Below are 15,869 nucleotides of genomic sequence, written 5' to 3' on the forward strand. Positions count from 1 at the left end.
TAATTTCAGCCAAAAATCCCATGATTTCGCGGATCCCTACCTGCCGCTTGGATGAACCTTCAGGCGGGAAGGGCCGGCAGTCCACCGCTCAAGATCATGGCGGGACGGACGCCACGCAGCACGAGGACCGGCGCGCCATGGCGGCGCACCGGTCCTCGCAGAAGGGTCGATCGTTGCTAGCTGGAGAGCAGTCGGCCCCAGCGTGCGTCCAGCGGCGCTCCCCCAGCCAGCGTCAGGGCATGCCAGAGCGTCACGGCCACCGAGTCGAGCACCGGTAGTCCGCTTTCGGCTTCCAACTGTTCCACCACGGGTGCTCCGTAGAGGTTGGTGCACAGGAAGATCAATGCATCGGGATTCGTAGCAAGCAACTGCCGCGAACCATCGAGCAGGTCCCGCGGTTGGACACGGGCAAAGGACTCGTTGTCGCTCAAATCGAAGTGACGACTTCCGGTGATCTGCACTCCGCAGTCGGCGTAACGCGCCGCGATCTGCAGGTTCACATCCGGGGTGTAGGGCGTGAGCAGACCGATGCGCTGTAGCTCGAAGCGGTCGAAGGCTTCGAGATAGGCCAGTGTGCTGGTGGTGGCCGGGATACCGGTGGCCTCGGTGATACAGGCCGCGATCTTCCGATCGTGCTCGGCACCCAGCCAGGATCCGCTGGTCCCGTTCCAGGCGATGACGTCCACATCGGCGGTGGCCAGTAGCTCGGCGGCGGCCTGCATGCCGGCCACGTCGAACTGCTGATCCGAATCTGCGTCCAAGGCGATCCGGGTGACCGGGATGCGGGTGCTGTGCACCGTAACGTCGTCCCGGTCCCCGAGGATTCGGTAGGTCTGCGGCTCTAAGCAGGTATTCGAGGAGGGAACGATCATGCCCAGCCGGAGCGGGCGGGTGGCCGAGGTGTCGGCCGTCAACGCGACCGACTCGGTCAGGTTTTTCAACATAGCGGCTCCTTGATTAGCGGACGGTCAGCGGGGCTGGATGGGGTTGGCCGAGCGATGGCCAGTTCACCGCTTCGGAGTAGCGCGCCTGCGGTAAGAAGCGTCCCACCGCGCCGGGGTCGGTGAAGCCTTCGGCATCGAGCACGACGGTGCCGCGGCTGAGCACGGTCTCGGGCCAGCCGCGCAGTTCCATCCCTTCGAAGGGTGAGAAGTCGGTGCCCATGCGAAGCGTCGTGCCATCCACCGCGCGCATCTTAGCGGGGTCGATGAGCACCAGGTCGGCGTCGAAGCCTGGTGCGATGCTGCCCTTGCCGACCAGCCCGTTGAGTCGGGCCGGGGCGGTTGCGAAGACCGAGACGAAAGTCTCCAGCCCGCTCAGGTCCTCGCCGACCATGTGGGTGTAGGTCACCGGCAGACGGGTTTCCACACCGGGCAGGCCGTGGGGCATCATCCGCAGATCGTCCAGACGCTCACGCTTCTGGCTCAGATTGTAGGCCGAATGATCGGAGGCGACCGTGTCGATGGCCCCGTCGGTGAGGCGCTGGCGCAGCGCGAGCATGGTGGCCTTGTCCCGCATGGGCGGGCAGCAGGCGTAGAACTCGGGCAGCTCGCCTGCGTAGACCTCGTCGTTCAGTGCCACGTAGTGCGGGCAGGTTTCCGAATGGATCGGCAGGCCACGCTCGCGGGCGGCGCTGACTAGATCCACGGCGCCCGGGGTGGACTGGTGCACAAAGTAGACCGCGGCGCCGGTGTATTCGGCCATATCCAGCACCTCGCGCACGCTGGCTTCCTCGGCCAGCTCCGGACGGGTGGCCGGGAGGTGCTCGATGCTAATCTGCCCCTCCTCGGCATGCCGGGTGGTGCAGTCCACGATGATCGGGTCATGTTCGGCGTGCACATAGGCCAGCCCGTCGATCCGCGCCATTTCGCGCAGCACCTTGATCATGGTGTCGCCGTCGGCCATGGTGGTGCCGCGGTTGGTGGTGTAGAGCTTGACCGAGCGGATGCCGCGTTCGACCAGTGCGTCGAGCTGCGCCGGTACCGTCTCGTCCCAGTCGATCACCGAGGCATGCAGGGCCACATCGCAGCGTGCCTGGTCGAGCAGCGAGAGTTTATACTCGGCGGCTTCGAGGGGGCTCTGGCTGGTGTCGGCGGGTATGCCGAAGTCCAGAACCGTGGTGGTGCCTCCGGCCAACGCCGCGGCGGTGGTGGTGGCGTAGTCGTCTACGGTGTCGTAGCGCCCGGTGCGCTGGGCGATATGGCAATGCCCGTCCACTCCGCCGGGAATTACGAGCTTTCCGCTGGCGTCGATGATGCGCTCGGCTGCGGGTACGGGTTCGCTGGCATCGATGACGCGCTCGATGAGTCCGCCACGGATGAGCACATGCGCGTGGCGCCGCCCGTCGGCGTTGACCACGAGCCCGTGGGCGATGACCACTGTGTCTTTCATGCCTTTACCTTTTCCGCTGTGCCCTGTCGGGCAGCTAGTTGTGCGTCGAGGGCCGCGGAGAGTCCGCGGCGTTCCTTGCGAGGGGGTGGCCCGTAGGAGCCGGCGCGGTGCGTGCCGCTATGCAGGGCCACAATGGCCTCGGTGAGTTTCACGCCGGCGGAGATGCCGTCAACCACGGGTACCGGGATCTGGTCGGAAACCTCGCGGGCCAATCCGGCCAGCGGCGCTCCGGCCAGAATGATCACATCGGCTCCGTCGTGCTCCACAGCGTGGCGAGCGAGTTCCACCAGCTTGTCGCCGAAGTCCCGCTGCACGGTGCCGATGCCGCCGAGCGGGTCGCTCAACGAGTGGATCGAGGCGAGCCGCGAACCGTAGCCATAGGATTCAACGGTGTCGCGGTACCAGGCGGTGATCCGCGCGGAGATCGCGATGATCGAGAAGCGGCTGCCTTGCAGCGCGGCGGCCGCTAAGGCGGCCTCGGTCATTCCGATCACCGGCACCTGGCACAGTTCTTTGAGGGCAGGCATCCCGGGGTCGCCAAAGGCGGCGACCAGCACGGCGTCGTGGCCGGGGTTCTCCGCGATCGCCTCGGCCACCGCGGGTGCGGCGATCAACGACTCGAGACGGGTTTCGATATATTGCATGCCCGTGGCGGCGGTCCGTACGCTCAGCTCGGTGTCGGCCGCGGCGCTGCGTTGCGCCTCGGCGGCGATCAGCGCGCTGACGTCGTCGGAGATATTGGGGTTGATCACTAGTAGTTTCATTGTTGTCCTGAGGTGACGGTGGCGTGCAGTTCGGGAAACTGCGCACGGTATTTGGCGATGTGACGGGCCGATTCGGCGGCGGCGGTGTCCGGCTCACCGCTCGCGATGGCCGCCAGTAGCCGACGATGTTCGCCGATCAGTTCGGCGAGGTCATCCACGTGCCGGAAGAGCCAGTGCAGGCGTCCGGTCAGTGGGGCCAGTGCGGCCCGTAGCAGGTCGTTGTCGGCGATGTCGATGACGCGGTCGTGGAACTCGTTGTTCGTGCGTTGCGCCTTGTCGCGGCGGCCGGCCGCAAGGAGCGCATCGGCCGCGTCCAGTAATTCGGAGAGGTCTTCCAACTGCGTTGCGGTGGCTCGTTCGGCCGCCAATCGGCAGGCCAGAACCTCCAGCGCCCCGCGCAGATCGAAGAGGTCTCGCACGTCTTTTTCGGTGAGTGAGGCGACCAGCGATCCGCGGGTGGCCTTTTCGACCACCAGACCCTCTTGGCGCAGCATGCGTAGCGCTTCGCGCACCGGCAGGCGCGACACACTGAACTCCGCGGCCAGATCGCGTTCGATCAGCCGGGTGCCCGGTGCGTAGTAGCCATCGAAAATACGTTGACGGATGGTGTCGCGCACCTGTTCGCGTAGTGGTGCGGCCTTAGGGGTTCGCGGATCGCCGGTCATGGGTTTGCCTTTACTTCTTAGATGGCCAGTCGCTTGGAGTAGTCGAGGGTAATCACGGAGATCCCCATGATCAGGGCCGACCCGACGAAGTAGAGCAATGCCCAGGTGTAGCCGCCGGTGGCACCCACGATCAGACCCACCGCGATGGGAGTGAGGAAGCCGGCGATATTGCCACTGAAGTTCATCGCGCCACCGAGCACGCCGGCGTTAGCACGGCCGCCTAACGTGGCCGGAACGGCCCAGAACAGGCCTACCCAGCGCAGGAAGAACAGCACGATCGACAGCATGATGACCGCGGTAATCGGATCCGGGATCACGGTGGTACCCACCAAGCCTAGGGTCACCATGACCGCCGAGAGCCCCAGCAGCGTGCGCATGACCTTATTGGTGCCAAAACCCTTGCTCTGCAGGGTGTCGGCCAAGCGTCCGCCGATAATTTCCCCGACGAATCCGGCGCCGAAGATCACAAAGGTGGACCAGCCGATTTCCTTCAGGTCGAAACCCTTGGATTCCGAAAGATACAGCGGGCCCCAGGTAAGCAGGCCGTAGAAGACACCGTTGAAACCGAACCAGCCGAAGCACATGGACCAGAAGGAACGGTACTTCAGGTAGTTGCGTAGCTTGCCCTTGCCGTTGCTGCCGGCATTGGCTTCGTCTTCTTCGCGGTGCGCAGCCTCGATATAGTCGGCTTCGGCCTCGCTCATGGATGGGTGACTGCGGGGGTTATCGCGTACGTACCACCACACGGCCCAACCCAATAGCACGGTGGCCGCACCGGCGATGATAAAGGCCCAGCGCCAGGAACCGGTCAACGCGATCAGGCCGGCAATGGCGATGCCGCCAAGACCCGCACCCAGTGGGGCACCGGCATCCAGAATGGTGGCACCGCGGCCGCGTTCCTTCGCTGGCATCCACAGGGCGTTGAGCTTTCCGCCAGCCGGCATCACACCGGCCTCGGTCACGCCGATACCCATTCGAGCGATGAACATGGACAGGAAACCACCGGAAAGGCCGGAGGCCGCGGTGGCCGCTCCCCAGCCCACGCAGGAGGCGGTGAGCATTTTGCGGGGACCGAAACGGTCGATCAACCAGCCGACCGGTACCTGCATTGCCGCATAAGTCCAGAAGAAAGCCGAGAGCAAGAGCCCCAGCAGTTCCGGTGGCAGGTTGAATTCTTTCTGAATCATCGGCAGAGCGACCGAAATCGAACCACGGTCGATGTAGTTCACGGTGACCAGAATCAGCAGCAGAATGAATAGTTTCCAGCGCACATTGGTGACCTTGGCGGTCGAATCGGTGCGCGGCGCGTCCTTGAGTGGAGGGGATGTTCGTTGGTTCGTAGACATATAACGTCCTCGTCGAAGCTGCGGTGTATGGGGGCGGCAGTCGACGGGGCGCGCTTCCCATCGTGGTGCGTTCGCACGGCATCCTGCCTTGGGATCCCAAATTGGGATCCCATTTAAGATTAGGTGTGAGCCACGCCACCAACAAGGGCGCTTTGGGCTTCTTTTCCATCCCAAATCCGCATGAAGAAGGGGGCCGCAGGTGCGTAGCAACGCACTCGCGACCCCCGCTAACCCTCGGTGACTAGGGCTACCGCAGACCGTCCACGGATTCGACCTGATGCTGCAGTTCGAGCTCGCCATCGGGCTGTTCATCGAATTCGTCGTTTTCGGGCGCTTGCTTACCGCGCACGAAGAACCAGTAGCAGGCGCCAAGAGCCAGCACCCAGACCGCGCCGGTAATTAGCGCGCTACGGGTATCGGGCACCACGCCGATCATGACGATCACGAAGATCATGAAGGCCACGGCTAGGTAGCTGCCCAGCGGCCAGAAGGGAATCTGGAAACCTGCGGACTTCAGGCCCCTGCGGGCAATTTCGCGCTTCATCCCAATATGCGAGAGCAGAATCATCAGCCACACCACAACGGTGGCGAAGGTAGCCAAGGCGGCGATCAGGAAGAAGATCTGATCCTCGAACCAGATATTGAGCACCACGCCGATCAGCAACGCCACAATCATCGACAGCGAGGTCACCCACGGCACGCCATTGGCGGTGGTTTTGGTAAAGACCATGGGCGCCTGGCCCTGCTTGGCCATACCGTGAATCATGCGTCCGGCACCGAAGATATCGGCGTTGATGGCCGAAAGCGCTGCGGTGATCACGATGAAGTTCAGCACGTGAGCCGCCGAGGACAGTCCGATGCTCGAGAAGATCGATACGAAGGGGCTTTCATCGCCATTGATGGTGTTCCACGGCTGAATGGACATGATGACGCCGAGGGTCAGTACGTAGAAGAGCAGAATGCGGATCGGAACCGAATTGATAGCCTTCGGAATCACCTTGCGTGGATTCTGCGCTTCACCGGCGGTGATGCCAATGACTTCGGTGCCGCCGAAGGCGAACATCACGATGGTGAAGGACATGAGCATGCCCATGATGCCATTGGGCATGAACCCGTCATGCGAGAAGAGATTCGAGATGCCTGCGGCACCTTCGGACTGGTTGCCCAGGCCAAAGACGATCACGGCGATACCACCGGCGATCATCGCGATGATCGCCACGACCTTGATCAGCGAGAACCAGAATTCCAGCTCACCAAATACCTTCACGGAGAGCAAATTGACCGCGGCGATAAAGAAGACCACCGCTAGGATCCAGATCCACCGCTCAACATTCGGGAACCAGAAACCCATGTAGACGCCGAAGGCAGTGACATCGGCCAGTGCGACAACGAACATTTCGAAGGTATAGGTCCAGCCCGTCACGAACCCGGCGAAGCGTCCCACATAGCGGGTGGCGTAGGAGCCGAAGGACCCGGAGATCGGATTGCGCACCGCCATCTCACCGAGGGCACGCATCACCATGAACACCACGGCGCCGCCGATCACATAGGCAAGCAACACCGCCGGACCTGCCATTCGGATGGCGCCGGCCGAACCGTAGAACAGCCCTGTGCCGATGGCCGAGCCGAGCGCGATGAACCGGATGTGCCGGGTACTTAGTCCTCTTTTGAGACTCTGGGCGGGTTGGCTGGTTCTCACGATACTCCTTGGAACTGCGGACTCTTACACACGGCCCACGAGGGCCACGCCCTCTATGTAATCGCGCTCACAAGTCTGCCGTACCGCAGAATTCACACCGGCCGTCCGGAATCCCGGACTACCCGATTGATATTCAAGAGTTAGTGAATACCGGCCTCGGTTGCAGCTTCATCCTCACGGGCTCGCTTATCGGCGAGGCTACCGCGGCTGGTATTCAGGTGCTGCTCGACCAACCGCTTGACCAGCTCGACATCGCGTTCCGCGATGGCCTCGAAAAGTAACTCATGCTCGTGGGCCATAGTCTGCAGATCGTCGTGTTGCGCCAAAAGCCAACGCATTCGCGGAGCCAACGAACTTTGCAACTCCAAGAGCAAATCGTTGCCCGCCAGCTTGATAACCACTTCGTGAAAGCTCGCCCCGGCACGTCGCGCCGTGGTGTAATCCTGGTTCGCCGCGGCAGCCAACTCCCGGTCGAGCACCTCGCGAAGTTCCGCCAGTCCTTCCCGAGTATGGCGTTGTGCGGCCAGGGTAAAGGTCATGGCCTCGAGCGCCGCGCGCACTTCGTGCAGGTCGGCCACGTCGGAGGCCGAAAATTCGCGGACCGTGGCCCAGGTGCGCGGACGCGGAGTCACCAAACCTTCGGAGACCAGCACCCGCAGAGCATCGCGGATGGGCAATCGGCTGACACCGAGTTCTTCGGCGAGATCGCGCTCCACCAGACGGCTACCGGGCTTGCGCACGCCATCGATAATTTCGTTCCGGATTTGCTCGATGACACGCACCGATTCCGGTTCGAAGTCCTTACCTGCCAAGCCATTCACCTGCTTTACGCCGTCAACTGTCCGTTGTTAATTGTTGCTTAAAAATCGCCATTTAAGGGGAAACGCGAAAGAACTCGTTCACAATTTCTTGGTCTACGCCTCGAGTGCTGGACGCGGTTTCACGCGGACCCAGGCGGCGGCCCGATCACTTGTGATACCGATCAGGGCCACGCACTGCAGGGTCGCCATGGTCAGTGTCCCATCCAAACGAATACTGACCCCGGGTGAAAAGTAATCAAGAGCTGTCAATAAGACACCCGCCGCGAGGGTCGCCATCAGCACAAATCGAGCCCGGTGGCGGCGCTTGAACATCAGACGCACCAGTTCGATTTGGAAGGCCAACAGCACTACGAAAAAGCCGATGATCATGGCCACCCAAGTGGTCCTTTGCCAATCTTCAATGGGCTGATCGACAAATCCAGATGGGTCGGTCACCGCCGAGATCGCCGTGATCAGGGTAATGGCTATGGCCAGCAGACCGCCGGTGACCATACCCAGCGGTGCCTTGGTCAGGGCCTCGTGCGAATGGCGGATCTGCACCTCTTCGCCCTCATCCGAGGACTGCGCCGCAACTTGGCTGACATCGACAATTGGCAGGTTGCCGTCGGTGATAAAGCGGTCACCGCCACCGTTTCGGCTGTGGTAACCGGTGGTGAAATTCTCCAACACGCTGACCGTCAATTCGGGAGTGTGCTCGGTCATCGAGCTGATGACGTGATCGCGTTCGATATCGGTATTCTCGTCGATCCGGTGCGTGATCTGCATGGTGAACAACGACAGACCGACGTTCGAATCGAAAGTACCGGCACCTAGCCAATCCACGTCCGTGCCGCCGGGCAAGAGCCACCCTTGCGGGGTGTGCCAGAACCTCACGTGATGGCGCTTCTTGGGATTGCCCTCCACCTCTTGCTGATAGGCCACGTTTTGCGGGCGACCGAAGAGCATCAGCGGCGACACCGGGGCGGTGGGATAACTGCGCCGGAAGATCGTGGAAACTACGATCTTCAACGCCGAGCTCAGCGTGACGTCCTCCGCGCGATGCCACCCGGCCTGGCGCATGGCCTGGTCAAGCTGCGCCAAGGAGCCGTTGACCGCAAGGTTGATCGGATCTCCGAGCAAGCCATCGGCAGTTCGCGAACGCCCGAAGAAGTAATCCGGGACGTAGAGATCCGAAAGCATCCGGTGAATGCGCGGCAACGCCAAATAGGCCAAGATAGCCCAGACGGGGATAAATAGTAACGGCCCAAGGACGTGCCGAAAGCCCTGGGTGGAGACCACTACCGCGAGCCAGAGGGCGGCCACGGTTGCGAAGAGAAAGAAGATCCGGTCTACGAGCGTCGAATGCGAGACCGGCTGCTGCATGCTCAGCGCCCAGCGGCGCACCGAAGCACGGCTCGCATCAAATTTCGCGTCGTCTTTCACCCGGTCTATGGCGGCTCGCCAATCCCACGGCATCGTCCCGGTCGTCCTTTCGGTGGCTAATGTGCGGGCTTAGCGCCCCGTCTTCATTATGGCCGCCCCCGGGCACGCCGCGAGGTCATCGTGGGGATGACTTTTCTAACCGGAGACGCGTAACCGCCCAGAACGTGCCATCCACAGCTCGAAGGGCCAGGTAAGGAACGGGAGCGTGGAGACCGCGCAGCCGAGAAGGAATACCCAGATTTTCCAGCGGAATACCACCGCCGCGGCGAGCGCGGAGGCCAAGAAAAGCAGCCAGGTTATACCGTGGGCCCAACCAAAAATCGTCACGCCGAGGGCATTTCCGTTGATCACGTATTTAAACAGCAAGGACGTGAGCATGCCGACCCACGTGAGGCATTCGAGCAATGCAATACCCCGAAAGACGCCGGCGACCCAGCGCTGTTGCACTGCGGTGCCACGGGCCGGAAGCGTGCTCGGCGTGGAGGTCATTTCCTGAGTTAATGACACGTGGGTTCCTTGTGCTGTCTTGGTTGATGGTTAACCTCACCAGAATATCGAGGTAGCGCCGGCCGAGGGGCAGTTGGTAAGGCAGCTAACATTCTGCGCTGCCCCCTACGTCGTGGAACGTAAAGCTACTCTACCGTAGTTTTGATATTGCAACTCATTCGCAATAAGGTTTAGGTGCCCCTCCGAACATTGCGAGCCACCATGAAATCACCCGCCGTAGAATTCGACGCCCTGCACCTGAGCGTTGGCCATACCGAACTGCTGAAGAATCTCAGCTTCCGCATTGAGGAAGGCGAACGCGTCGCGCTCATTGGCCGTTCCGGTTCCGGTAAATCGCTCTGCGCCGGGCTAATGCACGGTGCCACCGGCCCGGCGCAACAGAGGCGCGGCTCCGTGCGTCTCTTCGGACAGGACCTACGTTTCAGTGCGCGCAAAGACCGGGCGGCTCTCACCCGTGTCAGCAGCATGTCTCAGGATTCCTTCACCGCGCTTAACCCTCTGGTGCGCGTGGGTCGGCAGCTCGCCAAGGCCTTGGGCGCGCCGAGCGGCAATGACCCGCAGGTCCTGCAGATGCTCGAACGGGTCGGCTTCGAAGACCCGAGCCCGGTGGCGCGTTGCTACTCCGGCACGCTCTCCGGCGGGCAACGACAACGCATCTGCCTCGCGATGGCCCTAGCCCAGCGCGCCGATCTGCTCATTCTCGACGAGCCCACCACCGCACTGGATATGGTCACCCAGGCAAGTATCCTGCGACTGATCGATCAGACCGTGACCGAGCTGGGCGCCACGCTGGTCTTCATCACCCACGACCTGCCCGTGGCGGCACAGCTCTGCGACCGCGCGATCGAATTGCGCCACGGGACGGTGCATACGCAGCGTAGCCTGGCCCTGTCCGAAGCAGCGCACCCGCACGCACTGGCGGCGAGCGCATGAGCACCTTGCAAGCCCACGCACTGAGTAAGCGCTTTGGCCGCGGTCGGCAGGCACGCCAGGTGCTCACCGATGTGAGCCTGAGCATCGCGCCCGGTGAACGGCTAGGGCTCATTGGCCGTTCGGGAGCCGGAAAGACCACGCTGGCGCGCATCTTGCTGGGCCTGTTGCCGCCCGATGCCGGCAGCCTGGAGTTCGATGGGCAGGCGGTTCGGGCCACCGCGCGCTCCACCCTGCACTGGTACCGGCGCGCCGTGCAATATATACCGCAGGATGCCGCGGCAAGCCTCAGCCCGCGACTGACGGTGGCCAGCGCGCTGGCCGAACCGATGAAATACCTCGCCGTGCCCGGGGACCGGAAACTGCAGGCCCGTGCGGCCCTCGAGGCCGTCCAGCTACCGGCGACGGTGCTCGAGCGCTATCCGCAGGAGCTTTCCGGCGGCCAGGCACAGCGCGTGGCAATCGCCCGTGCCCTGTGCACCGGGGCGCAACTTCTGCTTGCCGACGAACCGGTCAGCGGCCTCGATCCGGAATTACGTGAGGCGGTGCTCAACTTGTTCATCCGGCTCGGTGCCGAGCGCGGCTCCGGAATGCTCTTCATCACCCACGACCTGCACGCCTTGGAGCGGCTCTGCGAGCGCACCCTGGTGCTCGATGGTGGGCGCATCGTCGAGCAAGGCGCTACCAGCGACATTCTGCGTAACTCCACCGCCGACTTCCCACGGCTGTTGCGTGCCTCGGTACCGGTGCCCCGGAGCGCTGTGAGCCGGTGAAGGCGAGCTCCACCCTGCGGTTCGCGCTGATCGCCCAGTGCGGATGCAATATCGGTTTCTTCGCGGTCATGCCGCTCCTGGCGCATGTGCTGGCCACCTCGCATGCGCTGAGCACCAGCGCTATCGCCCTGGTGCTGTCGCTACGCACCTTTAGCCAACAGGGCATGTTCTTGCTCGGCGGGATGCTCACCGACCGTTTCGGGGCGCGATCCACCCTGGTCTGTGGCTTCGCCCTGCGCATCGTCGGGTTTATGGCCTTGGGCTTTAGCGGGACGCTACCCTGGCTGGTGCTCGGTGCGCTGTGCACCGGCATCGGGGCGGCCCTGTTCTCCCCCGCGCTTCAGGTGCTCGTCTCACGGGCCGGTGCCAACTCTGCCCGCGGCACCGCCGGAAGTTTCGCCCTGTTTAATATGGTCGGCGAAATTGGCACGGCGCTGGGACCGCTAGTGGCGCTGCTTTTGCTTCCCACCGGTTTCGCGGCGCTGGCCACCGGCTGCGTGCTGCTTTTCGCGGTACTTGCGGTCGTCGCTTGGCGCGTGGTCCCGCCGCACCGAGCGGCGCCCTCCGGTGCCCGCCCCAGCAGGTCGCGGCCCAGGTTTTCCCGGCGCTTTCTCGCCTTCACGATCTTCAGCGCCATTAACCTCGTGGGCTACAACCAGCTATATCTCGGGCTGCCGGTGGAACTGCGCCGCATCCAGGCGCCGGGAGCGAGCATCGCCTGGATCTTCCTGGGGATCTCGCTGTTGTCCATTGCCTGCCAGCTGCCCTTGGCACGCCTCGGACGCCACCTGGGCCCTGGCGCCACCCTGCGCACCGGTTTCGGGCTCATGACCCTAGGGTTCGGCACGCTGGCGCTCGCGGCGCTGAGCCCGGGACGCGAACCGTGGAGTTACCTGCCGGTGGGTTGCATGGTGCTGTGCTTCATCCTCGGGCACCTATTGGTCGGCCCCACCATTTTGCACTTATGCAGTCAGGGTCCGGAGGCTTCGCGCGGCGCCCGGCTCGGCTTGCAGGCCAGCGTTTCGGGTGTCGCGATGCTACTCACCGGGCTCGTCCTCGGCCCGCTGCTAGAACGCGCGGCACACAGCGGACCGCTGGCCGCACTGCCCTGGGCCCTGCTTGCAGTGCTCGGGCTGCTCAGCGCCGCGGTGATCACCCGCACCATACCGCCCGTGGCGGCCTCGGCCACCGCGGAATCCCAGCTTTCAACCACCAACTAAAGGAGTTGAACCACGATGTTCACCCGCACTCGCACCCGACTAGTTTCCGGCCTTGCGCTGATCGGCCTGATGCCGATGGCCCTGACCGGTTGCTTCTCTTCGTCGCAGGCCTCCGCCGAGCAGGAGAGCGAGCAACGCATCTCGCTGGCCATGCTGCAGCCGCCACGTTCCGGGCTGAGCCCGCTGAGCGATGATGCCTTTAAACTCTCCCGCTGGAACACCGCCGAAACGCTGACCGTGCTCAACGAGCAGGACGAGGCCGAACCGAAGCTGGCCAGCGCCGTAAACCGCGTCGACGAGCGCACCTGGTCCTTCACCATCCGTGACGGGGTGAGCTTTCACGACGGCACCGAGCTGACCGCCGAGGTGGCGGCCGCCGCCCTGCAACATGCCGTGGATGCCACCCCGCAGCCACGCATTCTCGACGGGGTGGAACTGAGCATCCGTACCGAGGGTGACAAGCTACTGATCACCACCGCGCAGCCCGACCCGCTGCTCTCGCACCGGTTCTCCAGCCCGCAGCTGTCCATCCTCTCCCCCGCCGCCTACACCGGACAGACGGTGTACCCGGTGGGCACCGGCACCGGCCCCTACGAACTCGTTGCCTCCAATGGCACCTCCTCGGCCACGCTGAACCGCTTTGAGAAGTACTGGGGCGAGCCGGCCGCCGCGGCCGGACTCGACGTGCACTATGTGCCCGACGGAACGGCTCGCGCGGCCGCGCTACGCACCGGCGAGGCCGATATCGTCGAGGCCATCCCGGTGGGCCAGGCCGCGCAGATCGACCCCTCGCTCATTTTCGAGGTGCCCATGCCACGCACCAATACGCTCTACTTGAACACCGAATCCGGTCCCTTCAAGGACCCTGCGGTGCGGGCCGCGGCCCGTGAAGCCATCGACCGGGCGCGGATCGTCGCCGACGTATACGAGCAGCGCGCCGACCAGGCCGCCGGTTTGCTCGGCCCGGCGCTACCCTGGGTCGCCGCCGAACGCGAGGCAGCCGCCTATCAGCAGACGCTGAACACGCGACCGGCCGCGGCGAAGGTGGACGGGGCGAAGATCAAGCTGGGTACCTTCACGGACCGGGCCGAACTTCCCGAGGTGGCCGTGCTCATTGAACAGCAACTCGAGGCGGCCGGCTTCGAGGTCACCCAGGACGTGCGCGAATACCAGTACATCGAGGCCGATGCGCTCGAGGGCAAATTCGACGCCTTCATTCTCTCCCGCGCCACCGTACTGGACTCCGGTGACCCGGTGGCTTACATGTACTCAGACTTCGCCTGCAAGGGTTCCTTCAACATTTCTCAGCTCTGCGATAAGGACATCGACCGGGCGTTGGCCGAGGCCAGTGCCGCGGCCCCCGGCGCCGAGCGTCGAGCCGCGATCGCCCGGGCCGAGTCGCTGATTTTGGCCAGCGATGCGGCGATCCCGATGCTCCACGAACGCGTCATTCAGGGTGAGCGGCAGGTACGCGACGCGGTCCGTGATCCGCGCGAGCGCGCGCTGGTTTCCACCTCCACCGCGATCGAACCATGAAATCGCTGATCGGGTGGGGCTCGCGGGTCCTAGCCTTCTCCGCCACGCTGGCCATCGCCGGGCTGCTTCCCTGGTTTTCCTCGGTCTCCGCCGAGCGGGCAATTCTGCGCGCACGCTATGCCGACCGTGAGGCCACCGATGAGGCCCTTGCCGCCATCCGCGCCGAGCTGGGGCTGGACCGCGGGCCCTGGCACATCATGGTGGACTGGTTCGCCGGGGTTTTGCACGGTGATTTAGGCACCTCGTGGGTTTCCCATACTCCGGTGGCCGAGGGTATTTTCGCGGCCCTCGCCGTCTCGCTGACACTTATGGGGTTGGCGCTGCTGGTCGCGTTGTGCTGCTGCATTGGGCTCTGCCTACCGGTGCTGCGCCGTGGCCTGAATGGAAAGGTGCGGGCTGGCAGCGGCGCGGCGGCCACCGCACTGACCGCGCTGCCCGAGTTCGTGCTGGCGATGCTGTTGATGCTGATCTTCGCGATCTGGCTGGGCTGGTTCCCGCCCTTCGGCTGGGAATCCCTGCACAATGCGGTGCTTCCGGCCCTGGCCCTCGGCATTCCGGCCGGCGGGTTGATGGGCAAGTTGCTCTCCGATTCGCTGGCGGCCACCCTCGCCGAACGCTGGGTCGCCACCTGGCAGCGGGCCGGCTACCGGCCGCTGTCCGTGGCCCTGGCGGCGCTACGGCGCGCCACGGCCCCACTGGTGGGACAGCTGGCGCTGGTGGTCATCGGGCTCACCGGCGGAGCCGTCGCGGTGGAACAGACCTTCGCCATCCCCGGGCTCGGACGGTTGATGCTCGGGGCGGCCTCGGCGCAGGACGTTCCGGCGCTGCAGGCCAGCCTGCTGGTGTTGCTGCTGCTCGCCGCGCTGTTGGGCACCGCCGCCGCGCTGGTGCGCTGGCTCATTCTGGGACCGGCCGTGCGCGCGGGCAATGTGCCGATCTCCGCCCTGGCCGGCGCCTCGACGCGACGCGACCTGTTGCTGCCGGGCGGGTGTCTGGCATTGTTGGCCGTCATCGTGCTCTGCGCCCTGCCGCGTGACCCCTTCGCCTCCGCACATCCGCGGCTGGCCGCGCCGAGCCTGTTGCTCCCCTTCGGGGCGGACGCCTCGGGACGTGACCTGCTGGCGCGGGTGGGGCACGGGGCGTTGCTCACTTTGGCGCTGGCTCTGCTGGTGGTGGCGATCTGCCTCGTGTTGGGCATTGTGCTGGGCAGCTTCCCGCGGCTGAGCATCGGCCCGTTGGAGGTCGCCAATGCGGCGCCGCCAATTATCGCCGGGCTGCTGGTGGCCACGATCTTCGGCCCCTCGGTGCCCGGGGCGGTGATCGCGGTCTCCGCGGTGGGCTGGGCCCCGCTGGCCGCGCACACCTCCGCGCTTTTACATGAGTTCTCGGCCCAGGCGCATATTCGCATGTTGCCGTTGCTCGGACTCAACCGCGCGCAGATCTATTTCCGGCACCTGCTGCCGCAGCTGCTCGGCCCGCTCCTGAAGCATGCGCTGTTGCGTTTGCCGGGGCTCGCGCTGACCCTAGCCAGCCTGGGGTATCTGGGGCTTGGCCCGAAGCCGCCGACCGCGGAGCTCGGGCTAATTCTGGCCGAGGGGCTGAACTATCTCGAGCGCGCCCCGTGGGCGGTGGCCGCCCCGGCCGGCGTGTTGGTGCTGCTCTCGATCCTCGCGGTAACCGCCGGCGCGCTGCGCTTACCGCGCCGCGTCCGCACAAATCCGCGAGGCCGCACGCTCGACGCCGTCGGGCCACGCGGCTAACCTCCCGCTTAAACGCAGCGTTCCCGCCGGGTCAT

General features: G+C 64.4%; 14 protein-coding genes. 5 read left to right on the forward strand and 9 right to left on the reverse strand.

All coding sequences use genetic code 11. The features are described from left to right. Positions 1 to 176: 176 nt before the first annotated feature. The 9 genes from ACYU0X_RS16130 to ACYU0X_RS16170 all read right to left on the reverse strand — a co-directional run bounded on the left by ACYU0X_RS16130 (position 177) and on the right by ACYU0X_RS16170 (position 9,615). The gene (locus tag ACYU0X_RS16130) at positions 177 to 944 is read right to left on the reverse strand and encodes a maleate cis-trans isomerase family protein (RefSeq protein ID WP_418907780.1); all 768 of its coding nucleotides are present in this window, start codon (positions 942 to 944) and stop codon (positions 177 to 179) included. A gap of 13 nt (positions 945 to 957) precedes the next feature. Next, positions 958 to 2,391 carry an amidohydrolase family protein gene (locus ACYU0X_RS16135; protein WP_418907781.1) on the reverse strand — a complete coding sequence of 478 codons (1,434 nt, stop codon included), beginning with the start codon at positions 2,389 to 2,391 and terminating at the stop codon, positions 958 to 960. Next, entirely contained in the window at positions 2,388 to 3,155 is a 768-nt protein-coding gene (locus ACYU0X_RS16140; RefSeq protein ID WP_418907782.1) for an aspartate/glutamate racemase family protein, read from the reverse strand. The genes ACYU0X_RS16135 and ACYU0X_RS16140 overlap by 4 nt, the downstream gene beginning before the upstream one ends. Next, the gene (locus ACYU0X_RS16145) at positions 3,152 to 3,820 is read right to left on the reverse strand and encodes a GntR family transcriptional regulator (RefSeq protein ID WP_418907783.1); all 669 of its coding nucleotides are present in this window, start codon (positions 3,818 to 3,820) and stop codon (positions 3,152 to 3,154) included. The genes ACYU0X_RS16140 and ACYU0X_RS16145 overlap by 4 nt, the downstream gene beginning before the upstream one ends. Before the next feature lie 17 nt (positions 3,821 to 3,837). Continuing rightward, the gene (locus ACYU0X_RS16150; protein WP_418907784.1) at positions 3,838 to 5,166 is read right to left on the reverse strand and encodes an MFS transporter; all 1,329 of its coding nucleotides are present in this window, start codon (positions 5,164 to 5,166) and stop codon (positions 3,838 to 3,840) included. A 247-nt stretch (positions 5,167 to 5,413) separates the two neighbouring features. Next, the gene (locus ACYU0X_RS16155; RefSeq protein ID WP_461901698.1) at positions 5,414 to 6,865 is read right to left on the reverse strand and encodes an amino acid permease; all 1,452 of its coding nucleotides are present in this window, start codon (positions 6,863 to 6,865) and stop codon (positions 5,414 to 5,416) included. A 140-nt stretch (positions 6,866 to 7,005) separates the two neighbouring features. After that, the gene (locus ACYU0X_RS16160; protein WP_418907786.1) at positions 7,006 to 7,686 is read right to left on the reverse strand and encodes a GntR family transcriptional regulator; all 681 of its coding nucleotides are present in this window, start codon (positions 7,684 to 7,686) and stop codon (positions 7,006 to 7,008) included. A gap of 93 nt (positions 7,687 to 7,779) precedes the next feature. Beyond that, on the reverse strand, positions 7,780 to 9,141 hold the full coding sequence (locus tag ACYU0X_RS16165) for an LssY C-terminal domain-containing protein (protein WP_461901699.1): 1,362 nt from the start codon (positions 9,139 to 9,141) through the stop codon (positions 7,780 to 7,782). 102 nt (positions 9,142 to 9,243) lie between these two features. Then, positions 9,244 to 9,615: a DUF3817 domain-containing protein gene (locus ACYU0X_RS16170; RefSeq protein ID WP_418907788.1), complete on the reverse strand. Its 372-nt coding sequence runs from the start codon at positions 9,613 to 9,615 to the stop codon at positions 9,244 to 9,246. Positions 9,616 to 9,816: 201 nt separating this feature from the next. On the opposite strand from ACYU0X_RS16170, the gene ACYU0X_RS16175 reads away from it, so the two are divergent. The 5 genes from ACYU0X_RS16175 to ACYU0X_RS16195 are packed head-to-tail and all read left to right on the forward strand — an operon-like array spanning position 9,817 to position 15,834. Further along, positions 9,817 to 10,548 (forward strand): ABC transporter ATP-binding protein, encoded by a 732-nt coding sequence (locus ACYU0X_RS16175; RefSeq protein ID WP_418907789.1) that lies wholly within the window; start codon positions 9,817 to 9,819, stop codon positions 10,546 to 10,548. Next, positions 10,545 to 11,318, forward strand: coding sequence for an ABC transporter ATP-binding protein (locus tag ACYU0X_RS16180; protein WP_418907790.1), 774 nt, complete (start codon positions 10,545 to 10,547; stop codon positions 11,316 to 11,318). The genes ACYU0X_RS16175 and ACYU0X_RS16180 overlap by 4 nt, the downstream gene beginning before the upstream one ends. Continuing rightward, a complete protein-coding gene (locus ACYU0X_RS16185) occupies positions 11,315 to 12,538 on the forward strand; it encodes an MFS transporter (protein WP_461901700.1) in 1,224 nt (407 codons plus the stop codon). Before ACYU0X_RS16180 ends, ACYU0X_RS16185 begins: the two co-directional genes overlap by 4 nt. Positions 12,539 to 12,553: 15 nt before the next feature. Beyond that, positions 12,554 to 14,074 (forward strand): ABC transporter substrate-binding protein, encoded by a 1,521-nt coding sequence (locus ACYU0X_RS16190; RefSeq protein WP_461901701.1) that lies wholly within the window; start codon positions 12,554 to 12,556, stop codon positions 14,072 to 14,074. Beyond that, a complete protein-coding gene (locus ACYU0X_RS16195) occupies positions 14,071 to 15,834 on the forward strand; it encodes an ABC transporter permease subunit (RefSeq protein WP_418907793.1) in 1,764 nt (587 codons plus the stop codon). The genes ACYU0X_RS16190 and ACYU0X_RS16195 overlap by 4 nt, the downstream gene beginning before the upstream one ends. Positions 15,835 to 15,869 lie beyond the last annotated feature (35 nt).

It is taken from the genome of Glutamicibacter sp. X7 (assembly GCF_054889245.1).